Annotated in this window: 11 protein-coding genes; 1 reads left to right on the top strand and 10 read right to left on the bottom strand. The window is 68.9% G+C overall.

Translation table 11 applies throughout. The features are described 5' to 3' along the window. Positions 1–58 precede the first annotated feature (58 nt). From WS87_RS22365 to WS87_RS22390, 6 genes are all read right to left on the bottom strand, one after another. Positions 59–1,507 carry a heavy metal sensor histidine kinase gene (locus tag WS87_RS22365; RefSeq protein WP_059819017.1) on the bottom strand — a complete coding sequence of 483 codons (1,449 nt, stop codon included), beginning with the start codon at positions 1,505–1,507 and terminating at the stop codon, positions 59–61. Continuing rightward, complete coding sequence (locus WS87_RS22370; protein ID WP_059450219.1) at positions 1,504–2,199, bottom strand: heavy metal response regulator transcription factor; 696 nt, start codon at positions 2,197–2,199, stop codon at positions 1,504–1,506. Before WS87_RS22370 ends, WS87_RS22365 begins: the two co-directional genes overlap by 4 nt. A 21-nt stretch (positions 2,200–2,220) precedes the next feature. Continuing rightward, positions 2,221–3,726, bottom strand: a complete 1,506-nt coding sequence (locus WS87_RS22375) for an efflux transporter outer membrane subunit (RefSeq protein ID WP_059819018.1) — start codon at positions 3,724–3,726, stop codon at positions 2,221–2,223. 5 nt (positions 3,727–3,731) lie between these two features. Beyond that, entirely contained in the window at positions 3,732–4,964 is a 1,233-nt protein-coding gene (locus WS87_RS22380) for an efflux RND transporter periplasmic adaptor subunit (RefSeq protein ID WP_059690007.1), read from the bottom strand. 33 nt (positions 4,965–4,997) lie between these two features. Further along, a complete protein-coding gene (locus tag WS87_RS22385) occupies positions 4,998–8,165 on the bottom strand; it encodes an efflux RND transporter permease subunit (RefSeq protein ID WP_059819019.1) in 3,168 nt (1,055 codons plus the stop codon). Between the two features lie 228 nt (positions 8,166–8,393). Further along, positions 8,394–9,161 carry a Crp/Fnr family transcriptional regulator gene (locus WS87_RS22390; protein WP_059700280.1) on the bottom strand — a complete coding sequence of 256 codons (768 nt, stop codon included), beginning with the start codon at positions 9,159–9,161 and terminating at the stop codon, positions 8,394–8,396. Positions 9,162–9,329: 168 nt separating this feature from the next. On the opposite strand from WS87_RS22390, the gene WS87_RS22395 reads away from it, so the two are divergent. Further along, positions 9,330–10,982, top strand: coding sequence for an acyl-CoA synthetase (locus WS87_RS22395; RefSeq protein ID WP_059819654.1), 1,653 nt, complete (start codon positions 9,330–9,332; stop codon positions 10,980–10,982). Between the two features lie 39 nt (positions 10,983–11,021). Here WS87_RS22395 and WS87_RS22400 read toward each other — a convergent pair whose 3' ends face one another. The 4 genes from WS87_RS22400 to WS87_RS22415 form a co-directional block, all read right to left on the bottom strand. Next, entirely contained in the window at positions 11,022–13,004 is a 1,983-nt protein-coding gene (locus WS87_RS22400) for a methyl-accepting chemotaxis protein (RefSeq protein WP_059819020.1), read from the bottom strand. A gap of 139 nt (positions 13,005–13,143) precedes the next feature. Next, entirely contained in the window at positions 13,144–13,575 is a 432-nt protein-coding gene (locus tag WS87_RS22405) for a YqaA family protein (protein ID WP_059819021.1), read from the bottom strand. 37 nt (positions 13,576–13,612) lie between these two features. Continuing rightward, on the bottom strand, positions 13,613–14,788 hold the full coding sequence (gene kch, locus WS87_RS22410) for a voltage-gated potassium channel protein (RefSeq protein WP_059819022.1): 1,176 nt from the start codon (positions 14,786–14,788) through the stop codon (positions 13,613–13,615). A 124-nt stretch (positions 14,789–14,912) separates the two neighbouring features. Next, on the bottom strand, positions 14,913–15,554 hold the full coding sequence (locus WS87_RS22415; protein ID WP_059819023.1) for a LysE family translocator: 642 nt from the start codon (positions 15,552–15,554) through the stop codon (positions 14,913–14,915). Positions 15,555–15,783: the final 229 nt, after the last annotated feature.

Here is a 15,783-nt window from a genome sequence, read left to right on the forward strand (position 1 = left end):
ACTAAAGAAGCCGCGCGTATCCGTATTGAAGAAAACTGCCCTGGGCGGTGCGGTGCCGTCAGTGCATCGCGCGCGGCGCGTGCGTCGGCCGCAGCACCTGCGGGTCGCCCGCCTCGGCTGAGCGTATCGGGCCGACGCTGCACGCCTGCGTCGACACCGAGAAGCCGAACGTATTGACGCCGCCCGAGCACGCGACGAACACGCTGCCGCCGTGCATCTCCGCGACGGCCTTGACGATCGACAGCCCGAGCCCGTGGTTCTCCTTGCTGTTCGCGCGCGCTTCCTCGAGCCGGTAGAAGCGCTCGAACACGTGCGAGCGCTGCACGGGGTCGATCGGCTCGCCGGGGTTGGCGACCGACACGTCGACGAGCGTGTCGCGCGGCGTGATCGTCACGTTCAGCGTCGCGCCGGGCACGGAATGCTGGATCGCGTTGATCAGCAGGTTGGTCATCGCGCGGCGGAACAGCGACGGGTCGACGGCCGCGCGCGCATCGCCGTGCAGTTCGGCGCGCAACTGCGCCTCGTCCAGCGGAATCTCGAGGAAGTCGAGCATGCGCCGCACTTCGTCGGCGAGCGACACGTGCTTCAGGTCGGTCGCGCGCTCGCCGCGATCGCTGCGCGACAGGAACAGCATGTCGTTGATGATCACGCGCAGACGCTCGAACTCCTCGAGGTTCGACTGCAGCGTCTGGCGCATCCGGTCGACGGAGCGGTCGCGGCTCGTCAGCGCGACCTGGGTCTGGCCGATCAAAATGCTGATCGGCGTGCGCAGCTCGTGCGCGACGTCCGCGTTGAAGGCCTCGAGCCGCGCGTAGGTCTGCTGGATGCGCTCGAGCGCGCCGTTGAACGACGCGGCCAGATCGCGCAGCTCGGTCGGCAACGCGTCCGTGTGCAGCCGCTGGCGGCGGTCGGTGGCGTTGATCGCCGCCGCGTCCTGCGACAGCCGTTCGAGCGGCGCGAGCCCGAAGCGCGCGACCGCGCGGCTCAGCAACAGCGTGACGACGGTGGCGATCGCGATCAGCGCGGCGAGCGTCCACACGAAACGGCGCAGCATCCGCTGCGTGCGCTCGCACGACGACGCGACGATCAGCTTCAGATCGGGGCGCTCGCCGCTGCCCGCGATCGGGACGGTCTTCGTCATCACGTCGTAGCTGCTGTGGTTGAGCGCGTATTGCTGGAACGCACCGAACGGCTTGCCGACGGGCACGCCGTCGACCGGATGACCGAAGCGGAAGTTGGCGTCGGGGCTGTCGATCTGGTAACGCGTCGACCCGTCGGGCGGTTCGAGATCGGCGAGCTTTTCCTGCATCAGGCGGCCGCGCGCGGCGGTGGTCGCGTGCGACACGATCATCTGCGCGACCTTCGCGCGCGTGTCGATCGTCGCGCGCAATTCGGCAAACAGCTGGCGCTCAATCATCACGAACAGCCCGCAGCCGACCAGCGTGAACACGAGCAGCGACACGATGCCGAACATCGCCGACAGACGCAGGGTGATCGAGCGTTTCATGCGTGCCTCTCGCTGTCGGCGTCCTCGCGCGCCTCGAGCACGTAACCCATTCCGCGGATCGTGTGCAGCAGCTTCTCCGCGAACGGGCCGTCGAGCTTCGCGCGCAGGCGCTTGATCGCCGTCTCGACGACGTTCGCGTTGCTGTCGAAGTTCACGTCCCACACGAGTTCGGCGATCGTCGTCTTCGACAGTACCTCGCCGCTGCGCCGCGCGAGCACGCCGAGCAGCTGGAATTCCTGCGCGGTCAGGTCGAGGCGCGTGCCGTCGCGGGACGCGCGCCGGCCGATCAGGTCGACGCGCAGGTCGCCGATCGAGATCAGCGTCGATTCCTGCACGCGCGCGCGGCGCGTGAGCGCGCGCAGCCGCTCGATCAGTTCCAGGAACGAGAAGGGCTTGGTCAGATAGTCGTCGGCGCCGCCGCGCAGCCCGCGCACGCGATCGTCGACGCGGTCGCGCGCGGTCAGCATGATCACGGGCGTCTGCTTCTGCGCGCGCAACGCGCGCAGCACGCCGAAGCCGTCGAGCTTCGGCAGCATCACGTCGAGCACGACCACGTCGTATTCGAATTCGACGGCCTTCCACGCGCCGTCCTCGCCGTCCAGCGCGGTATCGACGACCCAGCCTTCCTCGGTCAGGCCGCTTTTCAGGTATTCGACGACTTTCGGTTCGTCTTCGACGATCAGGACTTTCATGGGTGTGTCCTTGTAACCGGGTTAGGGGCCGACGCTCGCGGCGGGCTGGAGGGTTGCCGCCGCGACGTCGGTCGGCGTGGCGCCGCCTGTCGCGCCGCCGTCCCAGCCGCCGCCGAGCGCCTTCGCGAGAAACACGACGAGCGCCGCACGCTGGCCCTGGATCTGCACGGCCTGGCGCTCGCTCGTCAGCAACTGCTGCTGGGCCGTCAGCACGTCGATGAACGGCGTGAGGCCGCCGGCATAACGGTCCTGCGCGAGCGACACGAGCTTGCGCGCGTCGTCGACGGCCGCCGACGCCTGCTGCGCGGCTTCGGCCAGCACCGCCAGGCCCGTCACCGCATTCTGCACCTCCTGGAACGCGGTGAGCACGGTTTGCCGGTAACTGGCCTGCGCGGCCACGTAGCCGGCCTGCGCGAAATCGACGCCGGCCTTCAGCTTGCCGCCTTCGAACAGCGGCTGGCTGACCGACGCGCCGATCGACCACAGCAGCGCCGGCACGGTGAACAGCCCGGAGAAGCGCGTCGCGTCCCAGCCGATGTCCGGCGACAGCGCGATGCGCGGGAAGTACGCGGCGCGCGCGATGCCGATCTGCGCGTTCGCGGCGGCCATCGCGCGCTCGGCCGACGCGACGTCCGGGCGCCGCTGCAGCAGGTCGCTCGGCATCCCGGTCGGCAGCGCGGGCGCGTTGATCGGCACCACGCGCGGCGGCAGCGAGAACTCGGGGGCCGGCGTGCCGACCAGCGTCGCGATCGCGGTCTCGACCTGCGCGCGCTGCTGGATCAGCAGCTGTGCCTGCGTGCGCGTCGCGTCGAGCTGCGCGCGTTGCTGCAGCAGGTCGAGGCCGGACACCGCGCCGAGGTCGTGGCGCGCGCTCACGTAGTCGAGCGCCTTCTGCTGCAGGTCGATCGAGCGCTTGACGACGTCGATTTCGCTGTCGAGTTCGCGCAGCGCGAAGTAGCTCGACGCGAGATCGGCGGTCAGCACGAGGCGCGCGTTCGCGAAATCGTCGCGCGCCTGCTCGGAGCTGGCCTGCGCGGATTCGACGCTGCGCCGCACGCGGCCGAACAGGTCGAGTTCGTAGCTGACGCTTGCGCCGACCTGGATGTCGTTCTGCACGGTCGACATGCTGCGCGTCGCGTAGTTGGTCTGCGGCCGGTCGGCGGAGATCTTGAAGCGCTGGCCGCTCGCGTTCAGGCCGACGGCCGGATACTGCGCGGACGCGACCGACGCGAGCGTCGCCTTCGCCTGGTCGTAGCGTGCGGCAACGGCCTTCAGGTTCTGGTTGTTGTGCAACGCGTCGGCTTCGAGCATGTCCAGCTGCGCGTCGCCGAAGGCGGTCCACCAGGCCGGATCGAGCGGCGCGCGGGCGGGCGCGGCCGGGTGCCAGTACGCGTCGGCCGGGTCGAGCCGCCACGCGGCCGGCGTCTCGACGGCGGGGCGCCGGTAGTCGGGGCCGACCGTGCAGCCGGCAAGCGCCGCGACCGCGACGACGGCCAGGACCGCGGCGGGGCGCAGGCGGGCGCGCATCGCGCTCACGACTTCGCTCCCGCGGCGGCGGACGCCGGTTTCACGGCCGGCGGCGCCTGCACGATGACGGTGTCGCCGTTCGCGAGCGCATCGCTCGGGTTCGCGACGAGGCGGTCGTTCGGCGTGAGCGGGCCGTCGACTTCGAGCGTCTGGCCGATCGTGCGCGCGATCGTCACCGCCTTCAGGTGCACCTGGCCGTTCGCGTCGACGGCTGCGACCGTCGGTCCTTCGGCGCGGAACAGCAGCGTGTTGGCCGGAATCTGCAGGCGGCCGACCGGTGTCATCGGCAGCGTGGCCTGCACATACGAGCCGGGGAGCAGCCGTCCGTCCGGGTTCGGCAGCGTGATCTCGATCTGCAGCGAGCGCGTCGCGACGTCGATCGCCTGGGACGTGCGCGTGATCGTGCCGTCGAAGGTCTGGCCGGGCAGCTCGGCCTGCGCGACGCTCACGTGCTGGCCAACCTTCACCTGCTGCGCGTACGCCTGCGGCACTTGCACGTACAGGCGCAACTGGTCGGCCTGCACGACCGTGAACAGCGAGCGGCCCGCGTTGCCGGAATTGACGAGGTCGCCGACGTCGACGTTGCGCTGCGTGACGATTCCGTCGATCGGCGCGACGATGCGCTGGAAGCCCTTCAGTTCGGTGAGCCGGCGCATGTTCGCATCGGCCGCTGCGAGATTCGCGCTGCCCTGGTTGAACGCGCCTTGCCGGTCGTCGAGTTCCTGCTGCGACACCGCATCGCGCTGGCGCAGCTGCTGCGCGCGGTCGAACGACGTCTTCGCGAGCGCGAGCGCGGCCTGCGCCTGCTGACGCTGCGCGGTGGCCTGCGCGAGTTCCTGGTTGAGCTCGGGCGTATCGAGCTCGGCGAGCAGTTGCCCCTGCTTCACGTGCGCGCCGATGTCGGCCTGCCAGCGCAGCACGTAGCCGCTCGCGCGCGCATAGATCGGCGCCTCGACGAAGCCGCGCAGCGTGCCGGGCAACGTCAGCTTGCCGCCGGTGGCCGCATCGACCGGATGCACGACGTTCACGTACTGCCGCGTGTTCTGCTCGGCCACCGCGTCGAGCCGGTTGCGGTTCAGCACGTTGACGACGATCGTGCGCGCGGCGCCCGCGGCCAGCAGCACGCCGACCACGATCAGCACGACCCGCCCGCGCCGCGACACCGACGTGCGCGTCGGCAGGTGCATGCCGTGTTCGTCCACCTGGATGCCGACGGAGCTGTGATGTTTCTCTTCCATGAATTGACCGGGTCTAAAGGCTAGGGGCGAAAGTCAGTGTCCGGCCTGGCGCGCGCGCCGGCGGGCCAGCCGCGAATGCACGCCGCCGAACACGAGCGGCACGAACAGCAGCGTCGAAACGGTGGCGAACAGCAGGCCGCCGATCACCGCGCGGCCGAGCGGCGCGTTCTGCTCGGCGCCTTCGCCGAGACCGAGCGCCATCGGCACCATCCCGATGATCATCGCGAGCGCCGTCATCAGCACCGGGCGGATCCGCGTCGCGCCGGCCTCGAGCGCGGCCGTGAGCGGCGGCGCGCCGGCGGCGAGGCGCTGGCGCGCGAACGACACAACCAGGATGCTGTTCGCGGTCGCGACACCCACCGTCATGATCGCGCCCGTCAGCGCGGGCACGCTCAGGTGCGTGCCGGTGATGAACAGCATCCATGCGATGCCGGCGAGCGCGGCCGGCATCGCGCTGATGATGATCAGCGGATCGAGCCACGACTGGAAGTTCACGACGATCAGCAGGTAGACGAGCACGATCGCCATCGCGACGCCCGCGCCGAGACCGATGTACGACGTGCGCATCGTCTCGACCTGGCCGCGCACCGTGAGGTCGGTGCCGCGCGGCAGCGTCGCGCGCGCGTCGGACACGATCCGGTCGATCGCGCCCGCGACCGAGCCGAGGTCGCGGCCCTCGACGCTCACGTACAGGTCGATCGCCGGGCGGATGTTGTAATGCGTGATCACGGCCGGGTTCGAGACGGGGTGGATCTGCACGAGGTTGCCGAGCAGCTGCAGCGGCATGCCCGTGCGCCCGCTCGCGGAAATCGGCGTGCCGAGGAGGTCGTCGATCGACGCGATGTTGTATTGCGGGGTCTGGATCTGCAGCGGGTACTGGACGCCGGTGCGCGGGTTGATCCAGAACGACGGGGTCGTCTGGGAACTGCCGGACAGCGAGATCAGCATGTTCTGCGCGACGTTCTGCGCGGAAAGGCTGAGCTGCTGCATGCGCGTACGGTCCATATCGGCCACCAGGGTCGGTTCGTCGTTGCGCTGCAGTACGTGCACGTCGACGGTGCCGGGGATTTGCCTGATCTTTTTCATCAGGCTGCTCGCGATAGCCATGTTACTCGCGAGATCGTTGCCGAGCACCTGCACGTCGATTGCGGCCGGCTGACCGAAGTTGAGGATCTGCGTGATGATGTCCGACGGCTGGAAGAAGAACTCGACGCCGGGGAAGCGCTGCGGCAGCAGCGTGCGCAGCGTCTGCACATAGTGCTGGGTCGAGCGGTGGCCCGCCTTCAGCGCGATCATCAGTTCGCCGTCGAGCGTGCCGATCGTGCCGCTGTTGCTGTACGACAGGTTGATGCCGCTCACCGGCAGCCCGAGGTTGTCGACGATCGCGCCGAGTTCGTCAGGCGGCACGACTTCGCGGATCGCGCGCTCGACCTGGTCGGCGAGGCGCGCGGTTTCCTCGATCCGGTAGCCGGTCGGTGCGCGCATGTGCAGCCGGATGTTGCCGGAATCGGCGTTCGGGAAGAAGTCGCGGCCGAGCACGAACACGAGGCCGGTCGACAGCAGGCAGAAGCCGAGGAAGCACGTCGCGTAGAAGCGGCGGCGCACCAGCAGGATGCTGAGCAGCACGATGTACCACGCGCGCAGCCGCTCGAACGCGGCGTTGAACGCGTGATGGAGCCGCGCGAAACGCGACGTCGCGTGCTCGGGGCCGGTGCCGGCCTGCTGCGGGCGGAACAGCAGCATCGCCAGCGTCGGCACGAGCGTGCGCGACAGCACGTACGACGCGAGCATCGCGAACACCACCGCTTCGGCGAGCGGCACGAACAGGAAGCGCGCGACGCCCGTCAGGAAGAACATCGGCACGAACACGATGCAGATGCACAGCGTCGACACGAACGCGGGCACCGCGATCTCGCCCGCGCCTTCGAGAATCGCGTCGTGCAGGTTGGTGCCGAGATGCAGGTGCCGCTCGATGTTCTCGATGGTGACGGTTGCGTCGTCGACCAGGATCCCCACCGCGAGCGCGAGCCCGCCGAGCGTCATGATGTTGATGGTCTCGCCGAGCGCGGCCAGCGCGATCAGCGATGTGAAGATCGACAGCGGAATCGAGATCGCGATGATCAGCGTGCTGCGCCAGTTGCCGAGGAACAGCAGGATCATCATCGCGGTCAGCACGGCGGCGATCAGCGCCTCGTGGATCACGCCCTGCACGGCGGCGTTGACGAACACCGACTGGTCGAACAGCGGCGTGATCGTGAGCCCTTCGGGTAGCGTCGGGATCACCTTCGGCAGCAGCGCCTTCAGGTCCGACACGACCTTCAGCGTCGACGCGTCGCCGGTCTTCAGGATCGACATCAGCACGCCGCGCTGGCCGTTCTGGCGCACGACGTTGGTCTGCGGCGCGAAGCCGTCGCGCACCGACGCGACTTCGCGCAGGTAGGTCGTCGCACCGTTGACGGTCTGCACCGGCAGGCCGTTGATATCGGCGACCGTGTCGGCCGACGCGTTCGTGTCGATCCGGTATTCGGTCTGGCCCATCTTCGCGGTGCCGGTCGGCAGCACGAGGTTCTGCGCGTTGACCGCGTTGACGATGTCGGCGGGCGTGAGGCCCTTCGCGAGCAGCGCCTGCGGGTCGAGGTCGATCGCGACCACGCGCGTGCGGCCGCCGTACGGAAACGGGATCTGCGCGCCCGGGATCGTGATCAGTTGCGGGCGCAGGAAGTTGAGCGCGATGTCGGCGAGCGACTGTTCGCTGAGCGTCTTGCTGGACAGCCCGAGCTGGATCACCGGGATGCTCGACGCGGAATAGGTGATCACGAGCGGCGGCGTCGCGCCCTGCGGCATCTGCCGCACGATCGCCTGCGCGGACGAAACCGTCTGCGCGATCGCGGTCTGCACGTTCGCGCCGGGCTGCAGGAACACCTTCACGACCGCGATGCCGGGCAGCGAGGTCGACTCGATGTGCTGGATGTTGTTGACGGTCGTCGTCAGGATCCGTTCATGAACGGCCGTGATCCGGTTGGTCATCTCCTTCGCGGAGAAGCCGGTGTAATTCCAGATCACGCTGATGACGGGAATGTTGACCGCCGGCAGGACGTCGACAGGCGTGCGCATCAGCGCAAGCGGGGTGGCCAGCACGATCATGATGGCCATCACGATGAACGTGTAGGGGCGCCTGAGCGCGAGATTGACGATCCACATGGAGGCAGCGGGACAGGCGGTGATCAGGCGTCGGTGAAGGGAACCCGAATGATAGGCGTCGGGGCGGAACGGGTCACTGGCGCGAAACTGGCGGAATTGTCAGGTTGGGGCGGGGCGGCGCAAGGTCGATTCATCGGATGAAAGGTGCGCGGACGCAGGTGCGCGGAAACCGCCGCCGGACCGCACGCGCATGCCGCATCGGCGGCGGTTCCGCGCATCGGACGCCGCTCAGATCTGTTCCATCCCGACCCGCGCGAGCGCGGCCAGATCGACGACCTCGATCTGGTTGTACGCGAGCCTCAGCACGCCGAGTTTCTCGAGCTGCTGCAACGCCTGGTTGATCCGCTGCCGCGACACGCCGACGAGCATCCCCAGTTCCTCCTGCGAGATCGCGAGTGACGGGCCGGTGTCCGGGTACAGCGCGGGGTTGAACAGCTGCGCGAGCGCCTGCGCGACGCGCGCGTCGACATCGAGCAGCCGGCTGTTCTGGATCGACGCGATGAATTCGCCCATCCGGTTGTTCAACTGATGGATCACGAAGCGCGTGAACGGCAGGCTCGTGTCGAGCAGCGCATGGAACGTGTCGACCGGGACGAACAGCACGATCGAGCGCTGGACGGCGACGACTTCGTACTTGCGCAGTTCGCGCTTGATCACGCTGCCTTCACCGAACCAGCCGCCCGACGGCACGCCGGAAAACGTGCAGCCGCGCCCCGACGCGTTGAAGATCGCCAGCTTCAGCAATCCGCGATGCACGCCGATCCAGTATTCGGACGGCGCGAGCCGCTGCGCGATCACGTCGCCGGCTTCGTGCCGTTCCGCGTGGGACTGCGCGAGCACGAGCGCCTGGTGTTCCGGCGCCAGCGCGCGGAACCACGCGCACTGGCCGAACAGCACGGACAGGGCCGGCAACGGGCCCGGTTCGAGCGGCGGGTTGGCCGGCGAGTGGTCCGGCGTAGCGGCCGCGTCGGGCGGAGCAACGGAGTGGTCGTGCATGGGTGCGGGTTTGCGAGGATAGGGATAACGCGCAGCGTTCATCGGGCACTCTGTCGTTTCGATGACAGACGGCTCACAATAGCGCCCGTTAGGCTATCGGCAATTGAACCACATCAAAACCGATCGGGGTGCATGCGCGCCGGCCGGCAGAAAACGGGAGACAGGATCATGACGCAGATGTTCGAGGCCGGACTCGGCCGCCGCGACGCCAACTACGTGCCGCTCACGCCGATCGACTTTCTGGTCCGCGCGGCCGAAGTCTACGGCGAGCGCCTCGCGATCGTGCACGGCGACGTGCGGCGCACGTGGGGCGAGACCTACAAGCGGTCGAAGCAGCTCGCGAGTGCGCTCGCGCGGGCCGGCGTCGCGCGTGGCGAGACGGTCGCGGCGCTGCTGCCGAACATCCCGGCGATGGTCGAGGCGCACTTCGGCGTGCCCATGGCCGGCGCCGTGCTCAACACGATCAACACGCGGCTCGATATTTCGTCGGTGCTGTTCATGCTGCGTCACGGCGAAGCGAAGGTGCTGATCGTCGATACCGAATACGCGGAGCTCGCGCATCGCGCGGCGCTCGAAGTGCCGGGCCTGAAGATCGTCAGCGTCGCCGACGCGATGCCGGCCGACCCCGCGCGCTTCGCGGGCGCGACCGACTACGAGGCGTTCGTCGCGGGCGGCGACCCGGACTACGCGTGGACACTGCCCGCCGACGAGTGGGAGGCGATCGCGCTGAACTACACGTCCGGCACGACCGGCGACCCGAAGGGCGTCGTCTATCACCATCGCGGCGCGTATCTCGCGGCGATCAGCAACATCCTCGAATGGGACATGCCGAAGCACGCCGTGTATCTGTGGACGCTGCCGATGTTCCACTGCAACGGCTGGTGCTTCCCGTGGGCCGTCGCGGCGCGCGCGGGCGTGAACGTCTGCCTGCGCAAGTTCGACGCGAAGACGGTGTTCGACCTGATCCGTCGCGAACGCATCACGCATTACTGCGGCGCGCCGATCGTGCAGAGCGCGATCGCGAATGCGCCGGCCGAGTTCCGCGCGGGCATCGATCACACGGTGCACGCGATGGTCGCCGGTGCCGCGCCCGCGCCGGCCGTGATCGCGAAGATGAAGGAGATCGGCTTCGACCTGCTGCACGTGTACGGACTGACCGAGGTCTACGGCCCGGCGACCGTATGCGCGAAGCAGGCGCACTGGGACGAACTGCCCGACGACGAGCGCGCGCGGCTCAATGCGCGGCAGGGCGTGCGCTATCACCTGGAAGCGGGTGCGACGGTGCTCGACCCGGACACGATGGCGCCGGTGCCGGCCGACGGCGAGACGCTCGGCGAGATCATGTTCCGCGGCAACATCTGCATGAAGGGCTACCTGAAGAACCCGCACGCGACGGACGAGGCATTCCACGGCGGCTGGTTCCACACGGGCGATCTCGGCGTGCTGACGCCGGACGGCTATATCCGCATCAAGGATCGCCGCAAGGACATCATCATTTCCGGCGGCGAGAACATCTCGAGCATCGAGGTCGAGGATGCGCTGTACCGGCATCCGGCCGTCGAGGTCGCCGCGGTGGTCGCGATGCCCGACCCGAAATGGGGCGAGGTGCCGTGCGCGTTCGTCGAGCTGCGCAACGGCATGAGCGCGACCGAGGAGGAAATCATCGCGCACTGCCGGCAGTTGCTCGCGGGTTTCAAGGTGCCGAAGGTCGTGCGCTTCGGCGAGCTGCCGAAGACGTCGACCGGCAAGATCCAGAAATTCCAGCTGCGCAACGCGGTCGGGTCGGACAAGGCGATCGACCTGGCGGGGGACAAGAAGTGATCGACGCGACCGGGCGGCTGCCCGGTCGTTCGTCGTGCGTCACGCGTCGCGGGCCAGCCGGAACACGCTGACGGCTTCCGACAATTGCGCGGCCTGGTCGCGCAACGCGACGGCCGCGCGTTCGGCATCCGAGATCAGCGTCGCGTTCTGCTGCGTCGCCTCGCCGATCTGCGTGATGGCCTGATTCACCTGCTCGATGCCGGTCGATTGCTCGCGCGACGCGGCGCTGATCTCGCCGATCAGCGTGCTGACCTGATCGACGCGCTGGACGATGTCGCGCATCGTGCCGCGCGCGGCGTCCGCGATCCGATAGCCCTGTTCGACGGTCGTCGACGATTCAGCGCTCAGCGCGTCGATTTCCTTGACCGCGGCCGCGCTGCGCTGCGCGAGCGCGCGCACTTCTGCCGCGACCACCGCGAAGCCCCTGCCGTGCTCGCCCGCGCGCGCGGCCTCGACGGCAGCGTTCAGCGCCAGGATATTGGTCTGGAACGCGATGCCTTCGATCGTGCCGGTGATTTCGGCGATCCGGCGCGTCGCACGGCCGATGTCGTCCATCGTCGCGACCACGCGTTGCACCGCCGTGTCGCCGTCGGTCGCGGCGGCCGATGCGTCGGCGACCAGCGCGTTCGCCTGAGCCGCATGTTCGGCGTTCTGCTGCACGGCGGCCGTGATCTGCTCCATGCTGGCTGCAGTCTGTTCGACGCTGCTCGCCTGCGTCGCGATCCGCGCGGCGATGTCGCCGCTGCCGGCCGCGATGCCGACCGTGCCGCGCGCGATGTCGGACGAGCCGCTGCGCACCTGCGCGACGATCCGCGCGAGGCCGTCGCCGATTCCGTCGACCGCCTGCACGAGCCGGCCGATCTCGTCGTTGCCCGCCGCGCCGCGCGCGGCGGCGCCGTCGCGGATGCGGATGCTGAGGTCGCCGGCCGCGAAGCGTTCCGACGCACGCGCCGCCGCATCGAGCGGCCGGCTCACCACGCGTCGCACGACGACGAGGAACAACGCCGCGAACGCCGCGACGAGCACGGCCCCGATCATCAGGAAACGGTTGCGGACGGTGCGCATGCTCGCGAGCAGTTCGTCGTCGAGCGCGATGCCGCCGACCAGCCATTGCCACTGCGGAATCGTCGTGAACGACACGAATTTGGCGGTGGGCCCGGTATCGTGCGCGGCCGGATCGGCCGACGCGTAAGCGAGCCGGCCCTGGCCGGCGGCGAGCATTTGCGCGTACGGCGCGCGCGCGTCGTCCGCGCGCTGGCCGGCCGCGTCGGGATGGACGACGAAGGTGCCGCGCGATGCACCCGGCGACGCGTCGAGCACGAAGTAATAGCCGTTTTCACCGATCTTCAGCGCCCGGATGCCGTCCTGCACGACTTGCAGCTCGGCACCGACGTCGAGGCCGACGAACAGCGCGCCGATCACGCGGCCCGTCGCGTCCGTGACCGGCTTGTACTGCGTGATGTACGGCCGGCCGAACAGTTTCGCGAGGCCCGTATAGCTGCGTCCGGCGACGAGCGGCGCGTAGGCGGGGCCCGCGCGATCGAGGCGCGTGCCGACCGCACGCGTGCCGTCCTGCTTCTTCAGCGACGTCGTGATGCGGACGAAATCGTCGCCGTCGCGCGCGAAGATCGTCGCGATCGCGCCGCTTTTCTTCAGGAACTGGTCGGGAATCGCGTAATCGAGGTCGAGCGGCTGGCCGCCCGCGGAGAGTGTCGGCGCGGCGACGCCGCCGATGTCAACGGTGCGGGCCGGGTCGAGCGCGAAATCGGCCGGCAGGAAACTGGCGAACAGCGCCATCGAGCGCGTGGCTTCGGCGGACAGCGCCTTGTCGAACATCTCGACCATCGCGCGGATCGACTGCTCCTTGTCCGCGATGCGCGCATGGGCCTCGTCGGCGAGTTGCTGGCCGGCGAAATGGGCGAGCGCCCATGCGAAGGCGGTAAACAGCAGCGCGACCAGCACGCATGCCAGCGCGGCCAGGCGCGCGCCGACGCTCGCCCGGCCCAGTTGGGTCAATCTCATACGAATCCTGAGTGGAGAGGGAGAGAGGCGGAACGCACGCGCCACCGCATACCGTAAGGAATACGGCAGGTTCGGCGAATTCTTTAGCGGTGCGAAGCCGCAAGGGGCGAGCAGGTTGGCCCGATGCAGGCGGGCGGCGTCAGTGCGTCACGAGCCACGCGACGGCCAGATACCGCCCGACCTTCGCGATCATCACGATCGCGAGGAAGGTCGGCAGCGGCTCGCGCAGCACGCCGGCGATCATCGTCAGCGGATCGCCGACCACCGGCGCCCAGCTCAGCAGCAGCGACCAGCGGCCGTGGCGCGCATACCAGCGCTCGGCGCGCGCGAGCGCGGCCGGCTTGACCAGGAACCAGCGGCGGTCGCGGAAGTGTTCGATGCCGCGGCCGAGCGCCCAGTTGACCGCCGAGCCCGCGACGTTGCCGACGCTCGCGACCAGCACCAGCGCCCACACGGGCTCGCGCCCGGCGAGCAGCAGGCCGGCGAGCACGGCTTCGGACTGGAGCGGCAGCAGGGTCGCGGCGACCATCGACACGGCGAACAGGCCGCCGTAAGTGAGCAATTCGGACATCGCGTGATTGTACCGGCCGCACGCCGGCCGGCACCGGTCACGCGGCGGCGTCGGTGCCGAACAGCAGGTGCGAGATCACCGACTTGTCGACCGGTTCGTCGTTGAGCGTGCTGGCGAGCAGTTCGCCCGCGAGCTGCTGCGGCGAGAACACCATGTCCGGCTTCAGCAGGCGCAGCCGCTCGAGGTTGCGTTGCTGGTTCACGAGCGCGACGGTACGCACCGTCGACGCGATCTCGCGGATCGCGAGGATGATGAACGCATTCTCGGCATCGTCGGAGCGCAGCGCGAGCACCGCGCGGGCCGTGGCCGCGCCGGCGCTTTCCAGCACCGCGTGGTCGGTGGCGTCGCCGACGATCAGGTCGGTCGCGCCCGCATAGTTGTGCTCGACGCCGGCCGGCACGATGACGGTCACGGCGTAGCCGCGCGTGCGCAGCCCGTCGTGCACTGCATGCGCGACGGGCGTCGCGCCGACGATCAGGAAATGATGCTTGCGGATCACGTTCGAAATGCCTCCCTTGACGATCCGTTTCAGGCTGCCGCCGATCACCGGCCCGATGACCGCGCTGATCGACGTCGCGAACACCGTGATGCCTAGCACGATCACCGACGCGGTGAACAGGCGCGCGGTGGGTGCGTGCGGCACGATGTCGCCGTAGCCGACCGTCGACATCGACACGATCGAGAAGTAGACGGCCGTGGCGAGGTCGTGGACCGGCGGCGTGAATTCGTCGCCGAGATACAGCACGCCGAAGGTCGCGTAGATCAGCAGCGACACGATGCTGAGCAGCGCGAACAGGCTGCTCGCGGCGACGCTCGCGCGGTCGAAATGGCGCCAGTAGTAGATCAGCGTGACGGCGAGGACGGCCGTGTACACGAATACCGCGTTGCTGCGATAGCCGCCGAGGATGCTGATCGCGGCGGCCGCGACCAGCAGCAGGATCGACAGCACCCACGCGACGCGGGCACGCAGCACGATGCCGATGGCCATCGTCGCGAGGCCGGCCGCGACGACGACCTGCGGCAGCACGACGAGGCCGGCATTGTCGACGAGGTTCAGCGCATCGGTGAGCCACGCATGATGCGCGCCGAGCTTCGCATGGGCGACGACGGGGCGCAGCACCATCAGTGCATCGAGCGCGAGGAGGAGAGCGAGATACCAGTGCAGGCCGATCGGCGCGAACAGGCGCCGCAGGCGGGTAGTGACGTGCTTCATGCAATCGCCCGGGCGAGCCGGGCATGTCCAACGAACCAGCCGCTACCCTAAAGCATTCGGCGATCGGCTGCTTTTTCGCGGGGCACGGGGCTGACCCGGCACCCGCGCGTGAGGCCGCCCGGTCTCAGTTCCAGCCGGCCATGATCGCGCCCATGCCGACCAGCAGCCCGCCCGTCACGCGATTCATCGCGCGCATCCGCGCCGGACGCTGCAGCGCACGGCTCAGCCGGTGCGAGAAGAGCGCCATCGACGCGACGCCGCCGGCGAACAGCAGCGCGAAGGACGTCGCGAGCAGCAGGAACTGCGCGTTCAGGCTCCAGTCCGCGTTCGGAACGATGAACTGCGGAAAGAACGACGGAAAGAACAGCAGCGTCTTCGGATTCAGGCCGGAGGTGGCGACGCCGCGCCAGAACAGCGCGCGTTCGCTGTCATCGGATGTGGTGCTGCCGGGTTGGGCCGACGTGGTGGATGCGGCGATCGGCGTGCGGCCGAGCCATTGCTTGCAGCCGAGCCACACGAGGTAGGCCGCGCCGGCCCAGCGCAGCACGTTCAGCGCGTGCTCGTCGAGACGGACCAGCGAATTCAGGCACAGCGCGGTCAGCGCGAGCTGCAGCAGCACGGCGAGCGTGCCGCCCCATACGCACGGCAGCGCGCGGCGCCAGCCGGTGCGCAATGCCTGGTTCATCGTGAGGAGGTTGACGGGGCCGGGGGCATAGATGAGGACGGCGGACGCAGCGAGGAACGACAGATAAAGCCTGAACGACATGACGGGATGTGCGAAAAACGATGGATCAGGCGCCGGCCCGTGCAGCCGGATAGGCGCGCGGGAGGCGGGACACTGCATGCCTGCGTGTCCGGCGCCGCAACTCGTGATTGCGGCCGGGCGTCCCGGTGCGAGGGGGTTGTCGCGGGGAGCGTGCCGGACAACAGGCATGGAGAAAATGTATCAAGCGAGCCGGTTAAAAGGCTTCCTGTTTTCCAGCAAAACGCACCCG

Origin of the sequence: Burkholderia sp. MSMB0856, from assembly GCF_001524645.2 — a bacterium.
Classification (GTDB): domain Bacteria; phylum Pseudomonadota; class Gammaproteobacteria; order Burkholderiales; family Burkholderiaceae; genus Burkholderia; species Burkholderia diffusa.

Coding starts and splice junctions, on each gene's coding strand:
- WS87_RS22385 (WP_059819019.1), bottom strand. CDS start 8,165: ATGTGGATCGTCAATCTCGCGCTCAGGCGCCCCTACACGTTCATCGTG.
- WS87_RS22365 (WP_059819017.1), bottom strand. CDS start 1,507: ATGAAACGCTCGATCACCCTGCGTCTGTCGGCGATGTTCGGCATCGTG.
- WS87_RS22415 (WP_059819023.1), bottom strand. CDS start 15,554: ATGTCGTTCAGGCTTTATCTGTCGTTCCTCGCTGCGTCCGCCGTCCTC.
- WS87_RS22380 (WP_059690007.1), bottom strand. CDS start 4,964: ATGGAAGAGAAACATCACAGCTCCGTCGGCATCCAGGTGGACGAACAC.
- WS87_RS22375 (WP_059819018.1), bottom strand. CDS start 3,726: ATGCGCGCCCGCCTGCGCCCCGCCGCGGTCCTGGCCGTCGTCGCGGTC.
- WS87_RS22405 (WP_059819021.1), bottom strand. CDS start 13,575: ATGTCCGAATTGCTCACTTACGGCGGCCTGTTCGCCGTGTCGATGGTC.
- kch (WP_059819022.1), bottom strand. CDS start 14,788: ATGAAGCACGTCACTACCCGCCTGCGGCGCCTGTTCGCGCCGATCGGC.
- WS87_RS22395 (WP_059819654.1), top strand. CDS start 9,330: ATGACGCAGATGTTCGAGGCCGGACTCGGCCGCCGCGACGCCAACTAC.
- WS87_RS22400 (WP_059819020.1), bottom strand. CDS start 13,004: ATGAGATTGACCCAACTGGGCCGGGCGAGCGTCGGCGCGCGCCTGGCC.
- WS87_RS22390 (WP_059700280.1), bottom strand. CDS start 9,161: ATGCACGACCACTCCGTTGCTCCGCCCGACGCGGCCGCTACGCCGGAC.
- WS87_RS22370 (WP_059450219.1), bottom strand. CDS start 2,199: ATGAAAGTCCTGATCGTCGAAGACGAACCGAAAGTCGTCGAATACCTG.